We start from the raw sequence: 16584 nt of genomic DNA, 5'->3' as shown, positions 1-16584 counted from the left end.
ACCGCGACGGCGGCCAATTAGGCTGAGACCATGGTGACTGTCGAAGAACTGTTCGCGATCGATGCCCTGCTCTCCGAGGAAGAGCGGGAGATCCGGGATACCGTCGCGGCTTTCGCGGCGCAGCGGCTGCGCCCGCACATCGCCGACTGGTTCGAGGCGGGCACCTTCCCGGCTCGCGAAATCGCCCCGGAGCTGGGCAAACTCGGCCTGCTCGGCATGCACCTGGACGGCTACGGCTGCGCCGGGATGTCGGCGACGGCCTACGGCCTGGCCTGCCAGGAGCTGGAGGCGGTCGATTCCGGCGTGCGCAGCATGGTTTCGGTGCAGGGTTCGCTGGCGATGACCGCGATCCACAAGTTCGGCTCCGAGGAGCAGAAGCAGCGGTGGCTGCCGGACATGGCCGCGGGCGCCGCGCTCGGTTGTTTCGGATTGACCGAACCCGACTTCGGCTCCAATCCAGGCGGTATGCGCACCAGGGCCAAGCGCGACGGCGACGACTGGGTGCTCAACGGATCGAAGATGTGGATCACCAACGGCTCGGTGGCCGATGTCGCGGTGGTCTGGGCCTACGCCGAGGACGGCGACGCCAAGCCCGTGGTGCGCGGTTTCCTGGTGCCCGCGGGGACGCCCGGCTTCACCGCGCGCGAGATGCACCGCAAGCTGTCGCTGCGCGCGTCCATCACCGCCGAACTCGACTTCGACGACGTGCGACTGCCCGCCGACGCGGTGCTTCCGGAATCGCGCGGATTGAGCTCGCCGCTGGCCTGCCTGAGCGAGGCGCGCTTCGGCATCATCTTCGGCGCCCTCGGCGCGGCCCGCGACTGCCTCGGCGCCGCCATCGAATACGCCAGGTCGCGCGAGGTCTTCGACAAGCCGCTGGCCGGCTACCAGCTCACCCAGGGCAAGCTCGCCGACATGGCGCTGGAGCTCGGCAAGGGCCAGCTGCTCGCGGTGCACCTCGGCAGGCTCAAGGATCGCGGCGAGATCAGCGCCGAGCAGATCAGCGCGGGCAAGCTGAACAGCACCCGGGAGGCCATCGCGATCGCTCGCGAGTGCCGCACCATCCTGGGCGCCAACGGCATCACCCTCGACTACCCGGTGCTGCGGCACGCGAACAACCTCGAGTCGGTGCTCACCTACGAAGGGACCGCGGAGGTGCACCAGCTCGTGCTCGGCAAGGCGCTCACCGACGCCAACGCCTTCCGCTGAATCACACGCGCGTAATTTGCTGTGGCAATTCTCAGCTGAAAACCGGCAATTGGTCGAACATCACATTTTGATATACGTCCGCCGATTGCTAGCATTGCCGGGTGTTTTTGCTGGGTCCCGCGTTGCTCGAAGTGTCGGCGCGCCGAATGCTGAACCGCCTGCACACGACGCACGGGGTGCCGGCGCGGACCGCCGCCGCGGAATTTCCCGCGGTCTCGGCGGCGCTCGATCAGCACGCCGCCGCCGTCCGCGACATCCTCGACTTCGGTATCGAAGGCGCTTCCTCGGTGCCCGCCGAGGTGCTGCTCGCCGGATACGTCCGCGGATTGCTCGACCACGTCGGCGAGCCGGATGCCGCGCCCATGGTGAGCGAGCCGCCCGCGGACGCCCTCGGTTGGGTTCAAGCCGACTGGTTGCAGATGCGACTCGCGGGCGTCTGCCTGTACGCGGGCGACCAGCCTTCCCGATAGGCGTTCTCGCCTCGGATACACGTCCGCCGCGAGCTCGGCGGGCTTCGATCCCATGACCGGCTCGGAGCGATCGGCCCATTCCAGGCGCATTCGTCGAAATCACCGGCCGGGACGCCGACGCCCCCTCTTACTGCTGTGCGACCACCGCGGCCTGCGGCGCACTCCACCGCCCACCGGAAACAACACAGTCCGGCACGACCCCGACGCCAGCGCTGCCGATCAGCGTGCGGGTGCCGTAGGGCCGACCCTGAGCTCGACGCGGCGCGGGAGATCCGGCCAAGAAATCGGCCCCCGCACAACGAACGTCCGCCCCGGGCGAACCCGGGGCGGACGTCTCGATTTCCAGCACTACCGCGTATCGGGCGACTCACCGCCGTACTCGGTGTACTCACTGCCGCCCTGCGGATAACCGCCCTGACCACCCTGCGGATACGTGCCACCCTGACCGCCCTGCGGATAACCTGCGCCGCGGCCGCCTTGCTGCGGGTAGGCGCCACCTTGACCGCCTTGCTGCGGATAGCCGCCACCTTGGCCGCCCTCCGGGTAGCCGTGCCTGCCGCCACCCTCGGTGTAGCCACCGCCCTCCGGGTAACCGCCGCGCTGGCCACCCTGCGGATAGGTGCCACCCTGACCACCCTGCGGGTAGCCGCCGCCGGGCCCCTGGCCATACCCCGCGCCCTGGCCCTCGACGTAACCGCCCTGCTGCTGCGGGTAACCACCCTGCTGGCGGCCGCCCGCCATGGCCTCTTCCGGCGTCAGCTGCTGAGTGCGCGCGGGCTGAGCCGCCCACTGCTGCTCACGGGACGCGTCCTCGCGGCCACGCTGGTACGCCTCCGCATGGCCGCGCATTGCGGGCACCTCCTGCTCGAGATTGCGCAGCCAGTTGTCCCAGCGCCGCTGCATCGGCCGGACGAGACCGCCGCCGACGCCGACCACCAGGATGCCGCCGACGGTGGCGAGCACGGCGATCAGGATGGGCGTGGTGACCGTGGTGGCGATGCCGATCTGGTTCAGCGCCGCGATGATGCCGACACCCCAGACGAACACCGCGGCCAACGTGCCGAGCATGCGGCCGTAGGACAGGCCGCCGAGCGCGTTGGTGACCAGTTCGCGGACCGCGTGCGCGATGGCGCCCGCGACGACGATGATGACGATCGCGACCGCGGCCCTCGGCAACCAGGACACGATGCCGGCGAGCAGGTCGCTGACCGGGTTCGGCCCGAAGACGCCGAAGCCGAGTTGCAGCGCGATCAGCAGGATCGCGTAGTAGGCGAGCTTGGCGAGCAGGTCCGACGCGTCGTATTTACTGCGCTCGAGCATTCTTCTGATCCCGCCGCGCTCGACGAGTCGATCGAAGCCGACCCGCTCCAGCACTTTGTCGACGATCTTCGCCACCGCCTTCGCGACGATCCAGCCGATCAGCAGGATGACAAGGAAGCCCGCGAGCTTGGGCACGAACGTCGCGATGGAACTCCACGCGTCCGAAAGCCCTTGCTGGAAATCGATAGCCAAACTGGAGGTGTACACCGCGCCCTTCCCTTCGCTATCCGATTACGCCAGGGCGATTGCCGAGGCGACTTTCCAGGCCGGTTATACCCCCGGAAATACACCGAAATCCCCAATTTGCGAAGAATTTGCCTGTTTCGACATGCCGACCAAATTCACCGCGCGGCGAGCCTCGGCTCCCCCGCCGCGAGCGAAGGCGCGCCCAGGCAGCGGGTCTGAGATGTGTACGGGCCGAACGAGTTCCGAGGCGACCGCCAATCCAGTAGCTGTCGGCATTCATAGCCTATTGACATCAGAGGTGATCGGGAGAAGGCTCCTAACTGTGTTAGGCGAATCTATTCGCGATAGGAAGGCCGAACGCCGTGAGGCAACCCGCAGGGAGATCCTCGACGCGGCGTGGACCCTCGCCCGCGAACACGGCCTCGCCCAACTGACGTTGCGCGCGGTCGCGACCGAGGTCGGCATGCGGGCACCTTCGCTCTACACCCATTTCCCCTCGAAGAACGCGATCTACGACGCCATGTACGGCCAGGCGTGGTCGGAGTGCGAAGCGATCTCCCAGCGGGTGTACGACGGACTCCCGGCGTCCCCACGCCCGCTCATGCGGGCCCTGGCCAGGAACTTCTTCGACTTCTCGGTCGCGGACCTGCCGCGCTACCAGCTGATGAACCAGCGCACACTGCCCGGCTTCGAGCCGTCCGAACAGACCTACGCCGTCGCCGAACGGGTGCTGCGGATGCTGCTCGACCGCCTCGCGGACATCGGCGTCACCGACCGCGGCGACATCGAGATCTGGATGGCGCTCGTCGCCGGACTCGTCGACCAGCAGCTGGCCAACGATCCGGGCGGCGACAGCAGAAGACGGCTGCTGGACCGCGCCGTCGACATGTGGTCCGACGGCGTCGGCCTGCCCGAAGACAACGAGAAACCCCGAACATCCAGGAGGTCACGATGACCACCACGACATTCCCGGCCCCGGCCGGTATGCGCCGATCCGCGCTGGATCGCGCCACGGCCATGCGTCTGGCCGCCACCGAGTACACGCGGGTCCACGACGCCGCCGCCGAGCTCGGCGCCGAAGACTGGTCCAAGCCCACCGACTGCACGGAGTGGACTGTGCACCAGATGATCTCGCATGTCGTCGGGATGGCGGCGATGGCCGCGTCACCGCGGGAGAACCTGCGCCAGAACCGGATCGCCAACAAGCGGCCCAACGGAGAGGCACGGATGATCGACGCGCTGACCGGGTTGCAGGTCCGCGAGTTCGGCACGCGTTCGCCCGAGGAGCTGGTCGCGATGCTCGCCGAGCTGGGTCCGCGCGCCGCGAAGACCCGCCGCCGCACTCCCGCGCTGCTGCGCGCGTTGCCGATGCCTGGAACGCAGGTGGTGAACGGGTACGCCGAGAAGTGGAGCTTCGGCTACCTGCTCGACGTCATCCTGACCCGCGACCCGTGGATGCACCGCGTCGACCTGGCCCGCGCGACCGGCCGGGAGTTCACCACCACCGCGGAACACGACGGCGTCCTCGTCGACGACGTGGTCCACGAATGGGCGCAACGCCACGGCCGCCCATACCGCCTCACCCTCACCGGACCCGCGGGCGGCGCCTGGACCAACGGGGAAGCCGAGCCGCTCGAACTCGACGCGATCGAGTTCTGCCGCACCCTCTCGGGTCGCGCCGACGGCACGGGCCTGCTCGCCACCGAAGTCCCGTTCTGAACGAGATTCGCCGCGCCCGCTTGTGCGGCGTGGCGGGTCAGTGGCCGATGCGGCCGGTGCTCAGGAAGCCGAGCAGGTCGTGGCGCGTGATGACGCCGACCGGCTTGCCGTCCTCGACGACCATCAGCGCGTCGGTGTCCGACAGCGCCTTGGTCGCGGCGGAGATGAGTTCGCCGGAACCGATGAGCGGGAAGGACGGGCTCATGTGCTCGGCCACCGAATCGGTGAGCTGCGCGCGTCCTTCGAAGACCGCGGAGAGCAGGTCGCGCTCGGTGACGCTGCCCGCGACCTCACCGGCCATCACCGGCGGCTCGGCGCCGACGACCGGCATCTGGGAGACGCCGTACTCGCGCAGGATCTCGATGGCATCGCGCACCGTCTCCGACGGGTGGGTGTGCACCAGATCGGGCAGCTCGCCGGACTTGCCGCGCAGCACGTCGCCGACCAGCGGCTCGGGGCTGCCGTCGAGGCTGGTGCGCAGGAAGCCGTAGGAGCTCATCCAGCGATCGTTGAAGATCTTGGAGAGGTAGCCGCGACCGCCGTCCGGCAGCAGCACGACTACGACCGCGTCCGGGTCGCGCCGCGCGACCTCGATGGCGGCGACCACGGCCATACCGCAGGAACCACCGACCAGCAGGCCCTCCTCGCGAGCCAGCCTGCGGGTCATGTCGAAGGAATCGGCGTCGGAGACCGCGATGATCTCGTCCGGCACGGCCGGGTCGTACGCCGACGGCCAGAAGTCCTCGCCGACGCCCTCCACCAGATACGGACGGCCGGTGCCGCCGGAGTAGACCGAACCCTCGGGGTCGGCGCCGATGACCTTGACCTTGCCGCCCGACACCTCCTTGAGGTAGCGGCCCGCGCCGGTGATGGTGCCGCCGGTGCCGACGCCCGCGACGAAGTGGGTGATCTTGCCTTCGGTGTCGCGCCAGATCTCCGGACCGGTGGTCTCGTAGTGGCTGTCGGGGCCGCCGGGGTTGGAGTACTGATCCGGCTTCCAGGCGCCGTCGATCTCGCGGACCAGGCGGTCGGAGACGCTGTAGTAGCTGTCCGGGTGGTCCGGCGGCACGGCGGTCGGGCAGACCACCACCTCGGCGCCATAGGCGCGCAGCACGTTCCGCTTGTCCTCGGAGACCTTGTCCGGGCAGACGAACACGCACTTGTAACCGCGCTGCTGCGCGACGAGCGCGAGCCCGACGCCGGTGTTGCCGGAGGTTGGCTCGACAATGGTTCCGCCCGGCTTCAGCAGCCCGGCCTGCTCGGCGGCGTCGATCATCTTCACCGCGATGCGGTCCTTGGAGCTGCCGCCCGGGTTCAGGTATTCGATCTTGGCCGCAACGAGCCCGTCGGTCGGTCCAACGACATTGTTCAGCCGGACCAGGGGCGTGTTGCCGATGAGGTCCACGACGTGATCCGCGATGCGCATAGCCCTATCGTTGCAGAAGGCCCGTCACGGCATGAGCGACGGTCCCGGAGGGCGGTGCGCGGCGCGACCCCGCAGGGGCCAGGGAGTGCGGCGGAGACGAACACTGTGAGTTCGCGCACGCCGGCTCGGAGCGTCCCCTCGGCGACACGCCACACGGTCGGCCGAGCGACCCTAAGATCGGGAAACATGAGGCAGCCCACTATCGCTCGCGCCGCAACCGTCCTCGCCGCGACGGCGACGGCCGCGCTGATCGGGACCGGTGCGCAGGCCGGCGCGGCCACGGTGTCGTTCCCGCAGGTGCCGACCGTCGCGCACGGCGGACTCTGCTGGACCACCATTCAGACCTGGGCCGACACCAGCCCCGAGTGGCCGGGCCGCGCGATTCTGAACGTCCGCGCGCTGCCGGTGGCGGGCATCGGTCCCGGCATGTACCCACTCGCGCCGCTGTGCGAGGTGCGCACGACCGTGGCGTGGCGCAACCTGAACACCGGTGCGACCGGCGCCTACGAGAACACGGTTGTCACCGGTATCTACGGCAGCATCCAGTACGCGCTGTTCCAGGACACCGGCCCGGGCCGCATCGAGGTCACCGTCACCACCGACGCGCTGAGCATCCCGGCCCGCGGCACGTTCGACGTCATCTAGCCGGACCCGCGCTTCGCTGCTGGGCGACCGACATTGGTCCCCGGCAGCGCTCGCCGGACGCTTCGGCTTCCGACTTCGTCGCGCCGAGCCCGTAAAATCTCGGAGCGTGGGAGCACCTCGGATCAGCCGGCGAACGGCCGCCGTCACCGGTGCTGCGACGTTGCTCGCGGGTTCCGGGGCGGGCACCGCATCGTGGGCCGCGTATCGGCTGCTCATGGCGCAGGCCGGTGTCGCGCGCGGCGTGATCGGCCGCGACACCTCCAAGCCGCCGGAGGCGGACGGCATCTACACCGCGGGCTGCCTTGCGCCAGAGCCATGGCGCACCGGCAAGCACGCCGACCTGCACCTGATGATCTTCGGCGACTCCACCGCGGCAGGCGTCGGTTGCCTGACCGCCGACGGCGTGCCCGGCGTACGCATCGCCCGCGCACTCGCCGAGGCCAGCGGGAAACGAATCCGGCTGAGCACCAAGGCGATCTCCGGCGCCACCTCCAAAGGTCTCGCCGGACAGGTGGACGCCATGTTCGTCGCGGGACCGCCGCCGGACGCCGCGGTGATCTTCATCGGCGCCAACGACATCACCAAGAAGCACTCCATCGGCGCCTCGGCGCGCAGGCTGGGCGCCGCGGTGGCCCGGCTGCACCTGTCGGGCAGCGTCGTCGTGGTCGGCACGTGTCCCGATCTGGGGACCGTGTCCGCGATTCCGCAGCCGCTGCGCACCATCGTGCGGAACTGGAGCGTGCGGCTGGCCAGGGCGCAGTTCGCGGTCACCACCGCCGCGGGCGGACACCCGGTAGCGCTCGGCGAGCTGGGCCGGGAATTCCGCACCGCGCCCGAGCAGATGTTCTCCGCCGACGGCTTCCACCCCTCGGCCGCGGGCTACGAACTCGCCGCGGCGCGGGTGCTTCCCGCGCTGCTCGCCGCCCTGGAACAGCGGGGGCTGAACACCGACCGCGGCGCGCACGGCCTGCGTCGCGGACTCGCGGCCCGGCTGCGCGGGCTGGTTGCTCAGAAATCCGGCGCGGTCGCAGCGGACGACGCCGAAGCGCGCAATGGCCGGGGCGACGTTCCCGGCGCTCGACAGGTTCGGTACACATAGATGTGCCAGTACAAAACTGAGCAGCAAGTACGAAGGAGCCCTCATGCCAGAGGCAGTTATCGTTTCGACCGCCCGCTCCCCCATCGGCCGGGCCCGCAAGGGTTCGCTGGTCGACATGCGGCCCGACGACCTGACCACCCAGATCGTGCGCGCGGCGCTCGACAAGGTTCCTGCGCTCGACCCGACCCAGGTCGACGACCTGATCCTCGGCTGCGGCTCCCCGGGCGGTGAGCAGGGCTTCAACATCGCTCGCATCGTCGCGGTGCAGCTGGGCTACGACACGATTCCCGGCACCACCGTGCACCGCTACTGCGCCTCCTCGCTGCAGTCCACCCGGATGGCCTTCCACGCCATCAAGGCGGGCGAGGGCGACGTGTTCATCTCCGCGGGCGTCGAGACCGTCTCGCGCTACGTCAACGGCTCGGCCGACAGCTGGCCGAACACCCAGAACCCGCTGTTCGACGAGGCGCAGGCCCGGACCGCGCAGACCGCTCAGGGCGGCGCGGGCATCTGGCACGACCCGCGCGAGGACGGCCTGATCCCGGACGCCTACATCGCGATGGGCCAGACCGCCGAGAACGTCGCCACCTTCACCGGCATCAGCCGTGAGGACCAGGACCGCTGGGGCGTGCGCTCGCAGAACCGTGCGGAGGAGGCCATCAAGAACGGCTTCTTCGAGCGCGAGATCACCCCGATCACCCTGCCGGACGGCACCGTGGTCTCGACCGACGACGGCCCGCGCGCCGGCGTCACCTACGAGGCCGTCTCGCAGCTGAAGCCGGTCTTCCGTCCCGACGGCACCATCACCGCCGGTAACTGTTGTCCGCTCAACGACGGCGCCGCGGCGCTGGTCATCATGAGCGACACCAAGGCCAAGGAACTCGGCCTGACCCCGCTGGCGCGCATCGTGTCCACCGGCGTCTCGGGCCTGTCGCCGGAGATCATGGGCCTCGGCCCGATCGAGGCCGTCAAGCGCGCGCTGGCGCTGGCGGGCAAGACGGTCGACGACATCGACCTGTTCGAGATCAACGAGGCCTTCGCCGTGCAGGTGCTCGGTTCGGCTCGCGAGCTGAAGATCGACGAGGACAAGCTGAACGTCTCCGGTGGCGCCATCGCCCTCGGCCACCCGTTCGGCATGACCGGCGCCCGCATCACCACCACGCTCATCAACAACCTCCAGACCTACGACAAGCAGTTCGGTGTGGAGACCATGTGCGTCGGTGGCGGCCAGGGCATGGCGATGGTCATCGAGCGCCTGAGCTGATAGTCCATTCCGCCGAGCGGCCCCCGGTCCTGACGGATCGGGGGCCGCTCTGTTGTTCGGACAGGAACGACCCACGCGCGCCGACAACGAGGGCGGCCACCGGTTTACCGGTGGCCGCCCCTGTTCGGTATTTCGGACCGCGGTTGTCAGGCGAACGACATTCCCGCGGCCGTCACTAGTCGTTCTGGAAGTAGCTCAGCAGTCGCAGGATCTCGACGTAGAGCCAGACCAGGGTGACGGTCAGGCCGAGCGCCACGCCCCAGGCCGCCTTCTCCGGCGCCTGCGCGCGGATCAGCTGATCGGCGGCGTCGAAGTCGAGCAGGAAGCTGAACGCGGCGATCGCGATGCAGACCAGGCTGAACACGATGGCGAGCGCGCCGCCGTCGCGCAGGCCGAAGCCGCCGTCGGTGAAGAAGCTGGCGATCAGGTTGCCGAGCATCAGCACGACCACGCCGATGGTGGCGCCGATGATCATGCGGGTGAAGCGCGGCGTCACGCGGATGGCGCCCGTCTTGTAGACCACGAGCATGCCCGCGAACACGCCGAAGGTGCCGAGCACCGCCTGTCCGATCAGGGCGCTGCCGCCGACGCCACCGAACGAGATGTCGGTGAACATGAAGGACAGGGCGCCGAGGAACAGGCCTTCCGCGACCGCGTAGCCCAGCACGAGCGCCGGGTTGTCCATCTTGTTGGCGAAGCTGGCGATCAGGACGAGCACCAGGCCGACCAGGCCGCCGACGATGACGAACAGCGGCGCCAGTCCGTTGTTCGCCGCGGTGAGGCCGTAGGCGATGATCGCCGAAAGGGCGAGCACGCCCAGCGTGATGCCGGTCTTGGTCACCACGTCGTCGATGGTCATGGCCCGGTGGGTGGGCGGGGCCTGCTGATACGGCTGCGGGTACTGGCCGTACTGGTTCGGGTACTGGTTACCGAACTGCTGTCCGAACTGCCCGGCACCCGCTACGCCCGAACCGAAGTTGGCGTAGCCGCCGCCCTCTTGCTTGGGCAAATTCTTGAAGACCGGATTGCTTGTGGTGCGCACCGTGAGTGCCTTTCTGGAGTCGTTGCCGCTGTCTGCCGAGCTGGCGCTCGATATCCAACTGCCTGGTCCAACGTTCGGCCCTCGCGTCGAGTTCCCGAGACGTTCGCCGAGGCGGACAATTCGGACTCTACCGTTGCCGGACGTCGTGCAAGCCACGCACCGACCGTGTCACCGTGAACTTCCGGTTGCGGCCGATCACCTCGGTGCGCCCGACCATCCGCTCGACCACACCGCGATAGTTGAGATGGGTGTTGTACACCGTCCACAGTTCGCCACCCGGGCGAAGCACGCGACCGGTTTCGGCGAACATCTTGATGGCCGAGCCGGTGTGCACCGCCGCGCCGACGTGGAACGGCGGATTGCACAGCACGAGATCGGCGCTGTTGTCGGCGGCCGTGGACATCGCGTCGTCGCGCACCACCGTCACCCGGTCGGCGACGTCGTTGGCCGACGCCGTCGCCCGCGCCGAGGCCACCGCGGCGGCCGATTGGTCCGTGCCGACCACCCGCAGCGCCGGGCGCGCCTTGGCCAGCGCCACCGCCAGAATGCCGGTGCCGCAGCCGAGGTCGATGGCGTCGCGGGCGTCCGGCTTCATCCACTTCAGGTGCTGCAACAGGAATCTGGTCCCGATGTCCAGGCGCGGACCCGAGAACGCCGCGCCGTGGGCGACGACTTCGATGCCCACCTCGTCGAGACATTCGCGCACCGGAAACCGCGGGTCGCCAACGGGTTTCGGACCTTCGACCAAGAGCGTGCGCGACTTCTGCCTGCCCCGGCTGGCGAGGACCGTCGAAAAGGACTCGGCGAGTATGTCGTTCATCGACTTGGTCAGATACTTGTCACGCCCGCCCGCGATCACGCTCACCCCCGGGTCGGCGTACCGCGCGATCGCGTCGGCCACTTCCGCCAGACCCGCCAAGACCCGGGGCAGCCGGAGCAACACCACTTCGACGCCGCTCAGCAGTTCCTCGGTGAGCGCGTGCGCGGTGTAGCGGTCGGCAAGGCCGAGCGCGCGGGCGTTGTTGGCCAGCGCCAGCTCGCCGGTGAGCAGGTCCTGGTGCACGCGGACCTCGCGCAGGTCGTGCCGGGCGATCGCGCCGAGCGTCAGCGCGCCGTAGTTGTCACCGATAACGGCTACCTTTCCGCTACCGGCTGTCTCGATCGCGTCCGCGGCCGCGTCGAGGATCAACCGGTCGGCGGCATCGACGGCATAGAGGTTCAGCGCCTCCACATCCGGATACCGCCGCAGTCGGCCAAACACGTCCTCGACATCGTCCACACGTCAAGTGTGCTAGATCGTTGCCGAATAGTCGCGCCCGGCCCGGCAAATGCGGGTTTCGGTGGCTCACCGCAGCCGGTGGTTCGATCTGAGGCCCTGTGCCGCAAGCGAACTCGCGCAGGTTCGGGGAGTGACTCGGGCTGCGATGTCGCGGCGGCGCCTTGCCTGTCCATGGGCCTGGGCGCGGGATCGGCTGCCGATTTGGTTTCGGGCGTAGGCATCTCGAATTCCGACGACGGTCGGGCGGCGAGCCGGACGTCCCAGCCTTCGGAGAAAGGACTCGAATGGGAAAGCCGTTACTTCAGAGTGCAACCCCCGAACCTTCCCGGCGAGCGGACCGACCGACCACCGAGCGCCCGCCGTCCGAACACGCCATCCGCGCGACACGCAGCGGGCACACGCCGGGTCCGCGATTGTCCTCCGCTCATGGGAAGCCGCTGAGTAACATCAGCCTCATGCGCAACAGGATGGTGTGGGCGGTCGCGGTCGCGGCGGCCCTGATCGCGGGCTGCGACGACGGCGAATCGGTCTCGGCCACCTCGGCTCCGCCGACGACGACGGGCTCACTCGTCGAGGCGCCCGTCCAGCCGCCGGGCGACGCGGGGCCCAAGCGCGGCACCCCGTCCGGCGACGCCGCGCTCACCGTCACCGACCTGCGCATCGGCCACCATTCCGGCTTCGACCGCGTCGTCTACGACCTCGGTGGCACCGGAACCCCGGGCTGGATCGTGCAGTACACCGATCGGGCGGTCCAGGACGGCAGCGGCAATGCCATCGAGGTGGCCGGACAGTCCGTGCTCGAAGTCCAGATCACCGGCTCCGCCTATCCCTTCGACAGCGGCGTCACCCCCTACTCCGGACCCGATCCCGCCACCGACCCGAGCGCGCCGGGCATCGCGGGCGTCTACCGCACCACCGTCTTCGAGGGCACCACCCAGTCCTTCATCGGCGTCAACGCCGACCGCCCCGCCTTCTCGGTCACCACGCTGTCCAACCCGACCCGCCTGGTGATCGACATCGCCACACTCTGAATCGCCGCACCGTCGAAAGCTGTCGACACCCTGCATAGCGGCCACGTCGAACAGCGGAGACTCACCTATACACACAGGGGGTATAGGTAACCGCGCCCGCCACCAGCTACCCTGTTCCACGTGACCGCGCCGCACGCTTCCCAGCACGCATCCGGGTTCACCCGGCTGCTGGGCATGGTCGCGCTGATAGCGGGAATCGCGGCCATGCACGTCGGCATCTTCACCACCCCCGCCGTCGCCACACACCACTCGACCGCCGCGGCGGATAGAGCACCTGCGGTCGCATCTGCCGCAGCCCAACCCGGTGTCTCCAGCCCGGCCCACCAGGTTGCCGCCATCGTGGCCCATCAAGCCGCAGCCGTCGCAGGAGACCCGGCCTCCCCCATCGCAACCCAGGTCGCGGACATCCCGCCAACTCCGGACCACGCGACGGACGGCGGCCTGGCACCGCACAACGCGTCGGCCGCGACCAATGCCATCAATCAGGCGATGAGCTCAGGCAGCGCGACGACGACCGAACAGGCCGCGCGGATCTCCGATCACCGTCCCGGCTCGGCCGATCGGGCCGATCACACGGTTGCCCACCGCGAATCGTCGGCGGGCACCTCCGCTCGACCCGGGTGCGCCGAGTGCGGCGACGGCCACGCCGGCCCGCATGCCTGCGTCTTCATCCTGACCGCGCTCGCCATGGCGGTCTTGCTCGTTGTGCTGTACCGGATCGCGGGCGATCACCTCGAGGCTGGTCCGAAGCCGCGGCACCGGCGGCCCAGACGTGAACGTCCACCGCCTTGGACCGTGTTGTCCCTGGCCGAATTGTCGATTCTGCGGATCTGACAGGTCCACCACGTCCGTGATCAACCCACGGCCGTGGTTCCGTCCTGCCCTCTTAACCGTGCAATTCCCAAGGAGTTCAACCATGTTCATCACCCGTACCCGCATCACGATCGCCGCCGTCGCCTCGGGCGTCCTGCTGTTCGCCGCCGGATGTGGCGACGATTCCGACTCGATGTCCGGCATGGACCACGGCACGTCGTCGACCACCACCGCGGCGGCCACCTCCGCCGCGCGGACCGATTTCAACAACGCCGACGTGACCTTCCTGCAGATGATGTACCCGCACCACGCCCAGGCGGTCGAGATGGCGAAGCTGGTGCCGAGCCACACCGAGAACCCGCAGTTGCGCGCCTTGGCCGCGGAGGTCGAGAAGGCGCAGGCGCCCGAGATGGAGCAGATCAGCGCCCTGCTGCAGAGCTTCGGCAAGCCCGCGCCGACCGCGGGCGGCGGCCACGAGGGCCACGGCATGCCGGGGATGATGTCGGCCGAGCAGATGACCGCGCTGCAGGCCGCTTCCGGCCCCGCGTTCGACGAGATGTGGCTGGAGATGATGATCGAACACCACACCGGCGCGATCGACATGGCGAAGACCGAACTGGCCGACGGCGTCAATCCCGACGCACAGGCGCTGGCCCGCACGGTGATCGCCGCTCAGGAAGCGGAGATCACCACCATGCGCGCCATGCTCGACCAGAACTGACCGGGCGACCGGTCCGCATCGCGCCTGATCCGGGCGCGATGCGGACCGGTGAACCGCGTTCGATCCGAACCGATCGGACCGGTCTCGCCCCTGCGATATCGGTTGACCATCGATATCGGCACGCGGAGCTGACTGGACCGGTCGCGCACAGTAACGTCGTAAGGTCCGGTCTCCTCCGCGGCTGGACGCTCCGAGGGGAAAGGCGAACGGACACATGCGACGACTGGAACGCGCGGGCCTGGCCGCCGCTGCGGCGGCGACCGCGACCGGCATCATGCTCATCGGCGCCTGCTCGACACAGGTCACCGGCAACCCCCAGGTCAACCAGACCGAATTGGCCGCGTACGCCTCCGAAGTCGCCGCTTCCTCGGCCGCCGCGTCCTCGTCGCGGGCCGCCGCCGTCGAACGCGCGGCAGGGGCGGCCTGCGACGCCTTCGCCGCCGCGAACGAGAGCTCGGTGGACTCGTTCAACGCCTACATCGACGCCAGCAACAACAACGCACCCGACGCCGACGCCAAGGCCAACGACGCCGTCAACACGTTGCGCACCAACGCGCGCAACGTGGATCAGAAGCTGACCAGGGACGTCCCCCCGGACGTCGCGAGCAGCCTGCGCTCCTACCGCGACGACACGAACAACCTCGCCGATCTGCTCGAACGCCGCGTCGATGTCGACACGCTCAACGACGCCATCGACCAGTTCAACGAGACCAAGAACGCCGCGCGCGAAGTCTGCCGAGCCCACTGATCCGTCGAGCCGACTGATCCGTTCCGGCGACCGTGCATCGATCGGCGCCTGGCGAAAGCGACTGGAGCGGACGAAACGACCCTCACCACGCCGCGGGCTGCTCGTCCCTCGAACGTTGTTGTCGCGCAAGCCGATTCCACCGCTCGAACAAGAGCAAGCCCGTACCCGCCAGCAATGCGGCGCCCGCGACGACGGCCGCGAACAGCGCCCATCCCTCCGCGCCGAAGGCGGCGATGGCGACGGTGAGGATCATGGCGAACAACCCGATCCCGACCAGCACGAGACCGGCCCCGTTCCTGGCGTCGGCCGGCGTCTCCCCGGGTTGCGTTCCGGCCTTGCGGGCGATATCCGGTGCGTCGTCGAGCGGGGGAATCTCCCACGCTCCGTCGGATGCCATGATGCGACCACCTCGTTCAGCGGATCGATAGTGTCGGGGGCTGGGTGCCCCGCTTCGTCCCGCCGAAACAGTGCGCGGGACAACCACTTCAGCCGAGGTGATCGCCGTCACGAATGCCGGTCGCTCAACCGGCCAACGCGCGACCGCGCAGATCACCGTGGTGGCCGAATCTCGGTAGCGCACCGATCAATTCGTTGCGGAACGGACCGGGCTGCGGCAGCTCGTAGCCCGGCGGCCACAGCCAGCGGCGCTCGTCCGATGTCGTCCGGCTGGATTCGCTGAGCAGCGGCAGCGCGACCTGTTCACCCCATTCCGCGATCCGCACGTCGGCCTCGGAGAGCAAGGGCCGATGCGCAGGCTCGCCGGTGGGGATGCCCGCGACGAGGAAGACCCACCGGCCGGTGTCCGGGTCGACGAACACGGGCCCGGCGTGCTGCGCGGGCTGTAGCAATGTCTGTAGGCGCGCGCCCAACGGCTCGGGCATCGTCACGACGCCCACAACGCCCACCCGCAGGACCACCTGGGTGCCCATGATCGCGACGGGGAATCGGTACATCTCCCGATAGGTCACGAAGGTCTGCCGCAATGTCATCGTCGCCATCCACCTTCCAGGGGTCGGCAGGCTTGTGGAATCGATCGCGAGGCGGCGACATCGACCCGCCACGCCGCGATCCCTTTCGATGTTCGCCGCGCGGGTCGGGCCCCGGCAACGCGTTCGGCGATCGCTGGGGAAATCACCAGCGCGGTGCGCGCCGCCTTGGAGATCCCACAACGTCCGGCGACGTGATTGGCGGAAGCGATCGCGGGTAACCGGCGGACATGGAGCTACTGGTGATCATCGGGATCGCCGTGCTCGTCGGCGCGGTGGTCCTTTATCGCAAGATGTCCGGACGGCGACCCGAGTCGCCGGAAACCCCCGGCAACGACGGGAAGTGATTCCCATGTCGGCAATGGACCCCGATCCCGCGCGCACCCCCGATCTGGAATCCGGCGGCGGCGTCGCACCCGGCTCGACCCCGCCCGAAACGGCACAGACCTCCGGCCTCTCCGCACCGGAACCGCGCACCAGGCACCGGTTCCCCGGAACGGGTGTGGCCGCGATGGCGATCACGATCGCCTTGGTCGTCCTCTTCGCCGTGGTCGCTATCGGGATAATCGTGTCGCTGATCTGACCTGGGGCGGCCGGTTAGCCAGGTGTGTGCTTCCCTAAGATAC

General features: G+C 69.0%; 18 protein-coding genes. 12 read left to right on the top strand and 6 right to left on the bottom strand.

The genetic code is table 11. The features are described from left to right. Positions 1-30 precede the first annotated feature (30 nt). Together FB390_RS11060 and FB390_RS11055 are read left to right on the top strand one after the other, a co-directional pair. Entirely contained in the window at positions 31-1209 is a 1179-nt protein-coding gene (locus FB390_RS11060; protein WP_141808877.1) for an acyl-CoA dehydrogenase family protein, read from the top strand. 101 nt (positions 1210-1310) lie between these two features. Further along, positions 1311-1679: a DUF6401 family natural product biosynthesis protein gene (locus tag FB390_RS11055; protein WP_141808876.1), complete on the top strand. Its 369-nt coding sequence runs from the start codon at positions 1311-1313 to the stop codon at positions 1677-1679. 348 nt (positions 1680-2027) lie between these two features. Here the strand turns inward: FB390_RS11055 and FB390_RS11050 are convergent, their stop codons facing one another. Continuing rightward, positions 2028-3191, bottom strand: coding sequence for a mechanosensitive ion channel family protein (locus tag FB390_RS11050; RefSeq protein WP_246123960.1), 1164 nt, complete (start codon positions 3189-3191; stop codon positions 2028-2030). A 316-nt stretch (positions 3192-3507) separates the two neighbouring features. Here FB390_RS11050 and FB390_RS33475 point away from each other — a divergent pair, with 316 nt between their 5' ends. Together FB390_RS33475 and FB390_RS11040 are read left to right on the top strand one after the other, a co-directional pair. Further along, on the top strand, positions 3508-4140 hold the full coding sequence (locus FB390_RS33475; RefSeq protein ID WP_185756996.1) for a TetR/AcrR family transcriptional regulator: 633 nt from the start codon (positions 3508-3510) through the stop codon (positions 4138-4140). After that, complete coding sequence (locus FB390_RS11040) at positions 4137-4904, top strand: maleylpyruvate isomerase family mycothiol-dependent enzyme (RefSeq protein ID WP_246123959.1); 768 nt, start codon at positions 4137-4139, stop codon at positions 4902-4904. The genes FB390_RS33475 and FB390_RS11040 overlap by 4 nt, the downstream gene beginning before the upstream one ends. A gap of 37 nt (positions 4905-4941) precedes the next feature. Here the strand turns inward: FB390_RS11040 and FB390_RS11035 are convergent, their stop codons facing one another. After that, a complete protein-coding gene (locus tag FB390_RS11035) occupies positions 4942-6330 on the bottom strand; it encodes a cystathionine beta-synthase (protein WP_141808873.1) in 1389 nt (462 codons plus the stop codon). Positions 6331-6516: 186 nt separating this feature from the next. Between FB390_RS11035 and FB390_RS11030 the strand changes: the two genes are divergently transcribed. The 3 genes from FB390_RS11030 to FB390_RS11020 all read left to right on the top strand — a co-directional run bounded on the left by FB390_RS11030 (position 6517) and on the right by FB390_RS11020 (position 9338). Then, positions 6517-6975 carry a hypothetical protein gene (locus FB390_RS11030; protein WP_141808872.1) on the top strand — a complete coding sequence of 153 codons (459 nt, stop codon included), beginning with the start codon at positions 6517-6519 and terminating at the stop codon, positions 6973-6975. A gap of 106 nt (positions 6976-7081) precedes the next feature. Further along, complete coding sequence (locus FB390_RS11025) at positions 7082-8074, top strand: SGNH/GDSL hydrolase family protein (protein WP_141808871.1); 993 nt, start codon at positions 7082-7084, stop codon at positions 8072-8074. Positions 8075-8117: 43 nt separating this feature from the next. After that, positions 8118-9338: an acetyl-CoA C-acetyltransferase gene (locus FB390_RS11020; RefSeq protein ID WP_141808870.1), complete on the top strand. Its 1221-nt coding sequence runs from the start codon at positions 8118-8120 to the stop codon at positions 9336-9338. Between the two features lie 175 nt (positions 9339-9513). On the opposite strand, the gene FB390_RS11015 is transcribed toward FB390_RS11020, so the two are convergent. Together FB390_RS11015 and FB390_RS11010 are read right to left on the bottom strand one after the other, a co-directional pair. Further along, complete coding sequence (locus tag FB390_RS11015) at positions 9514-10380, bottom strand: Bax inhibitor-1/YccA family protein (protein ID WP_141808869.1); 867 nt, start codon at positions 10378-10380, stop codon at positions 9514-9516. Positions 10381-10507: 127 nt separating this feature from the next. Then, complete coding sequence (locus FB390_RS11010; RefSeq protein ID WP_141808868.1) at positions 10508-11659, bottom strand: class I SAM-dependent methyltransferase; 1152 nt, start codon at positions 11657-11659, stop codon at positions 10508-10510. 455 nt (positions 11660-12114) lie between these two features. Here FB390_RS11010 and FB390_RS11005 point away from each other — a divergent pair, with 455 nt between their 5' ends. From FB390_RS11005 to FB390_RS10990, 4 genes are all read left to right on the top strand, one after another. Beyond that, positions 12115-12690, top strand: a complete 576-nt coding sequence (locus tag FB390_RS11005; protein ID WP_141808867.1) for an AMIN-like domain-containing (lipo)protein — start codon at positions 12115-12117, stop codon at positions 12688-12690. A gap of 120 nt (positions 12691-12810) precedes the next feature. Further along, positions 12811-13524 (top strand): hypothetical protein, encoded by a 714-nt coding sequence (locus FB390_RS11000; RefSeq protein WP_141808866.1) that lies wholly within the window; start codon positions 12811-12813, stop codon positions 13522-13524. 82 nt (positions 13525-13606) lie between these two features. Beyond that, positions 13607-14224 carry a DUF305 domain-containing protein gene (locus tag FB390_RS10995; protein WP_141808865.1) on the top strand — a complete coding sequence of 206 codons (618 nt, stop codon included), beginning with the start codon at positions 13607-13609 and terminating at the stop codon, positions 14222-14224. A gap of 214 nt (positions 14225-14438) precedes the next feature. Continuing rightward, a complete protein-coding gene (locus FB390_RS10990; RefSeq protein WP_141808864.1) occupies positions 14439-14972 on the top strand; it encodes a hypothetical protein in 534 nt (177 codons plus the stop codon). An 82-nt stretch (positions 14973-15054) separates the two neighbouring features. On the opposite strand, the gene FB390_RS10985 is transcribed toward FB390_RS10990, so the two are convergent. Next, on the bottom strand, positions 15055-15369 hold the full coding sequence (locus FB390_RS10985; protein WP_141808863.1) for a hypothetical protein: 315 nt from the start codon (positions 15367-15369) through the stop codon (positions 15055-15057). Positions 15370-15493: 124 nt separating this feature from the next. Next, positions 15494-15961 carry a hypothetical protein gene (locus tag FB390_RS10980; RefSeq protein ID WP_141808862.1) on the bottom strand — a complete coding sequence of 156 codons (468 nt, stop codon included), beginning with the start codon at positions 15959-15961 and terminating at the stop codon, positions 15494-15496. 349 nt (positions 15962-16310) lie between these two features. On the opposite strand from FB390_RS10980, the gene FB390_RS10975 reads away from it, so the two are divergent. Next, on the top strand, positions 16311-16541 hold the full coding sequence (locus FB390_RS10975) for a DUF6480 family protein (RefSeq protein ID WP_141808861.1): 231 nt from the start codon (positions 16311-16313) through the stop codon (positions 16539-16541). Positions 16542-16584 lie beyond the last annotated feature (43 nt).

The sequence above is a fragment of the Nocardia bhagyanarayanae genome, from assembly GCF_006716565.1.
GTDB lineage: Bacteria > Actinomycetota > Actinomycetes > Mycobacteriales > Mycobacteriaceae > Nocardia > Nocardia bhagyanarayanae.
Note: the sequence above shows the minus strand (reverse complement) of the source record. Positions and strands in the feature narration are given on the sequence as shown.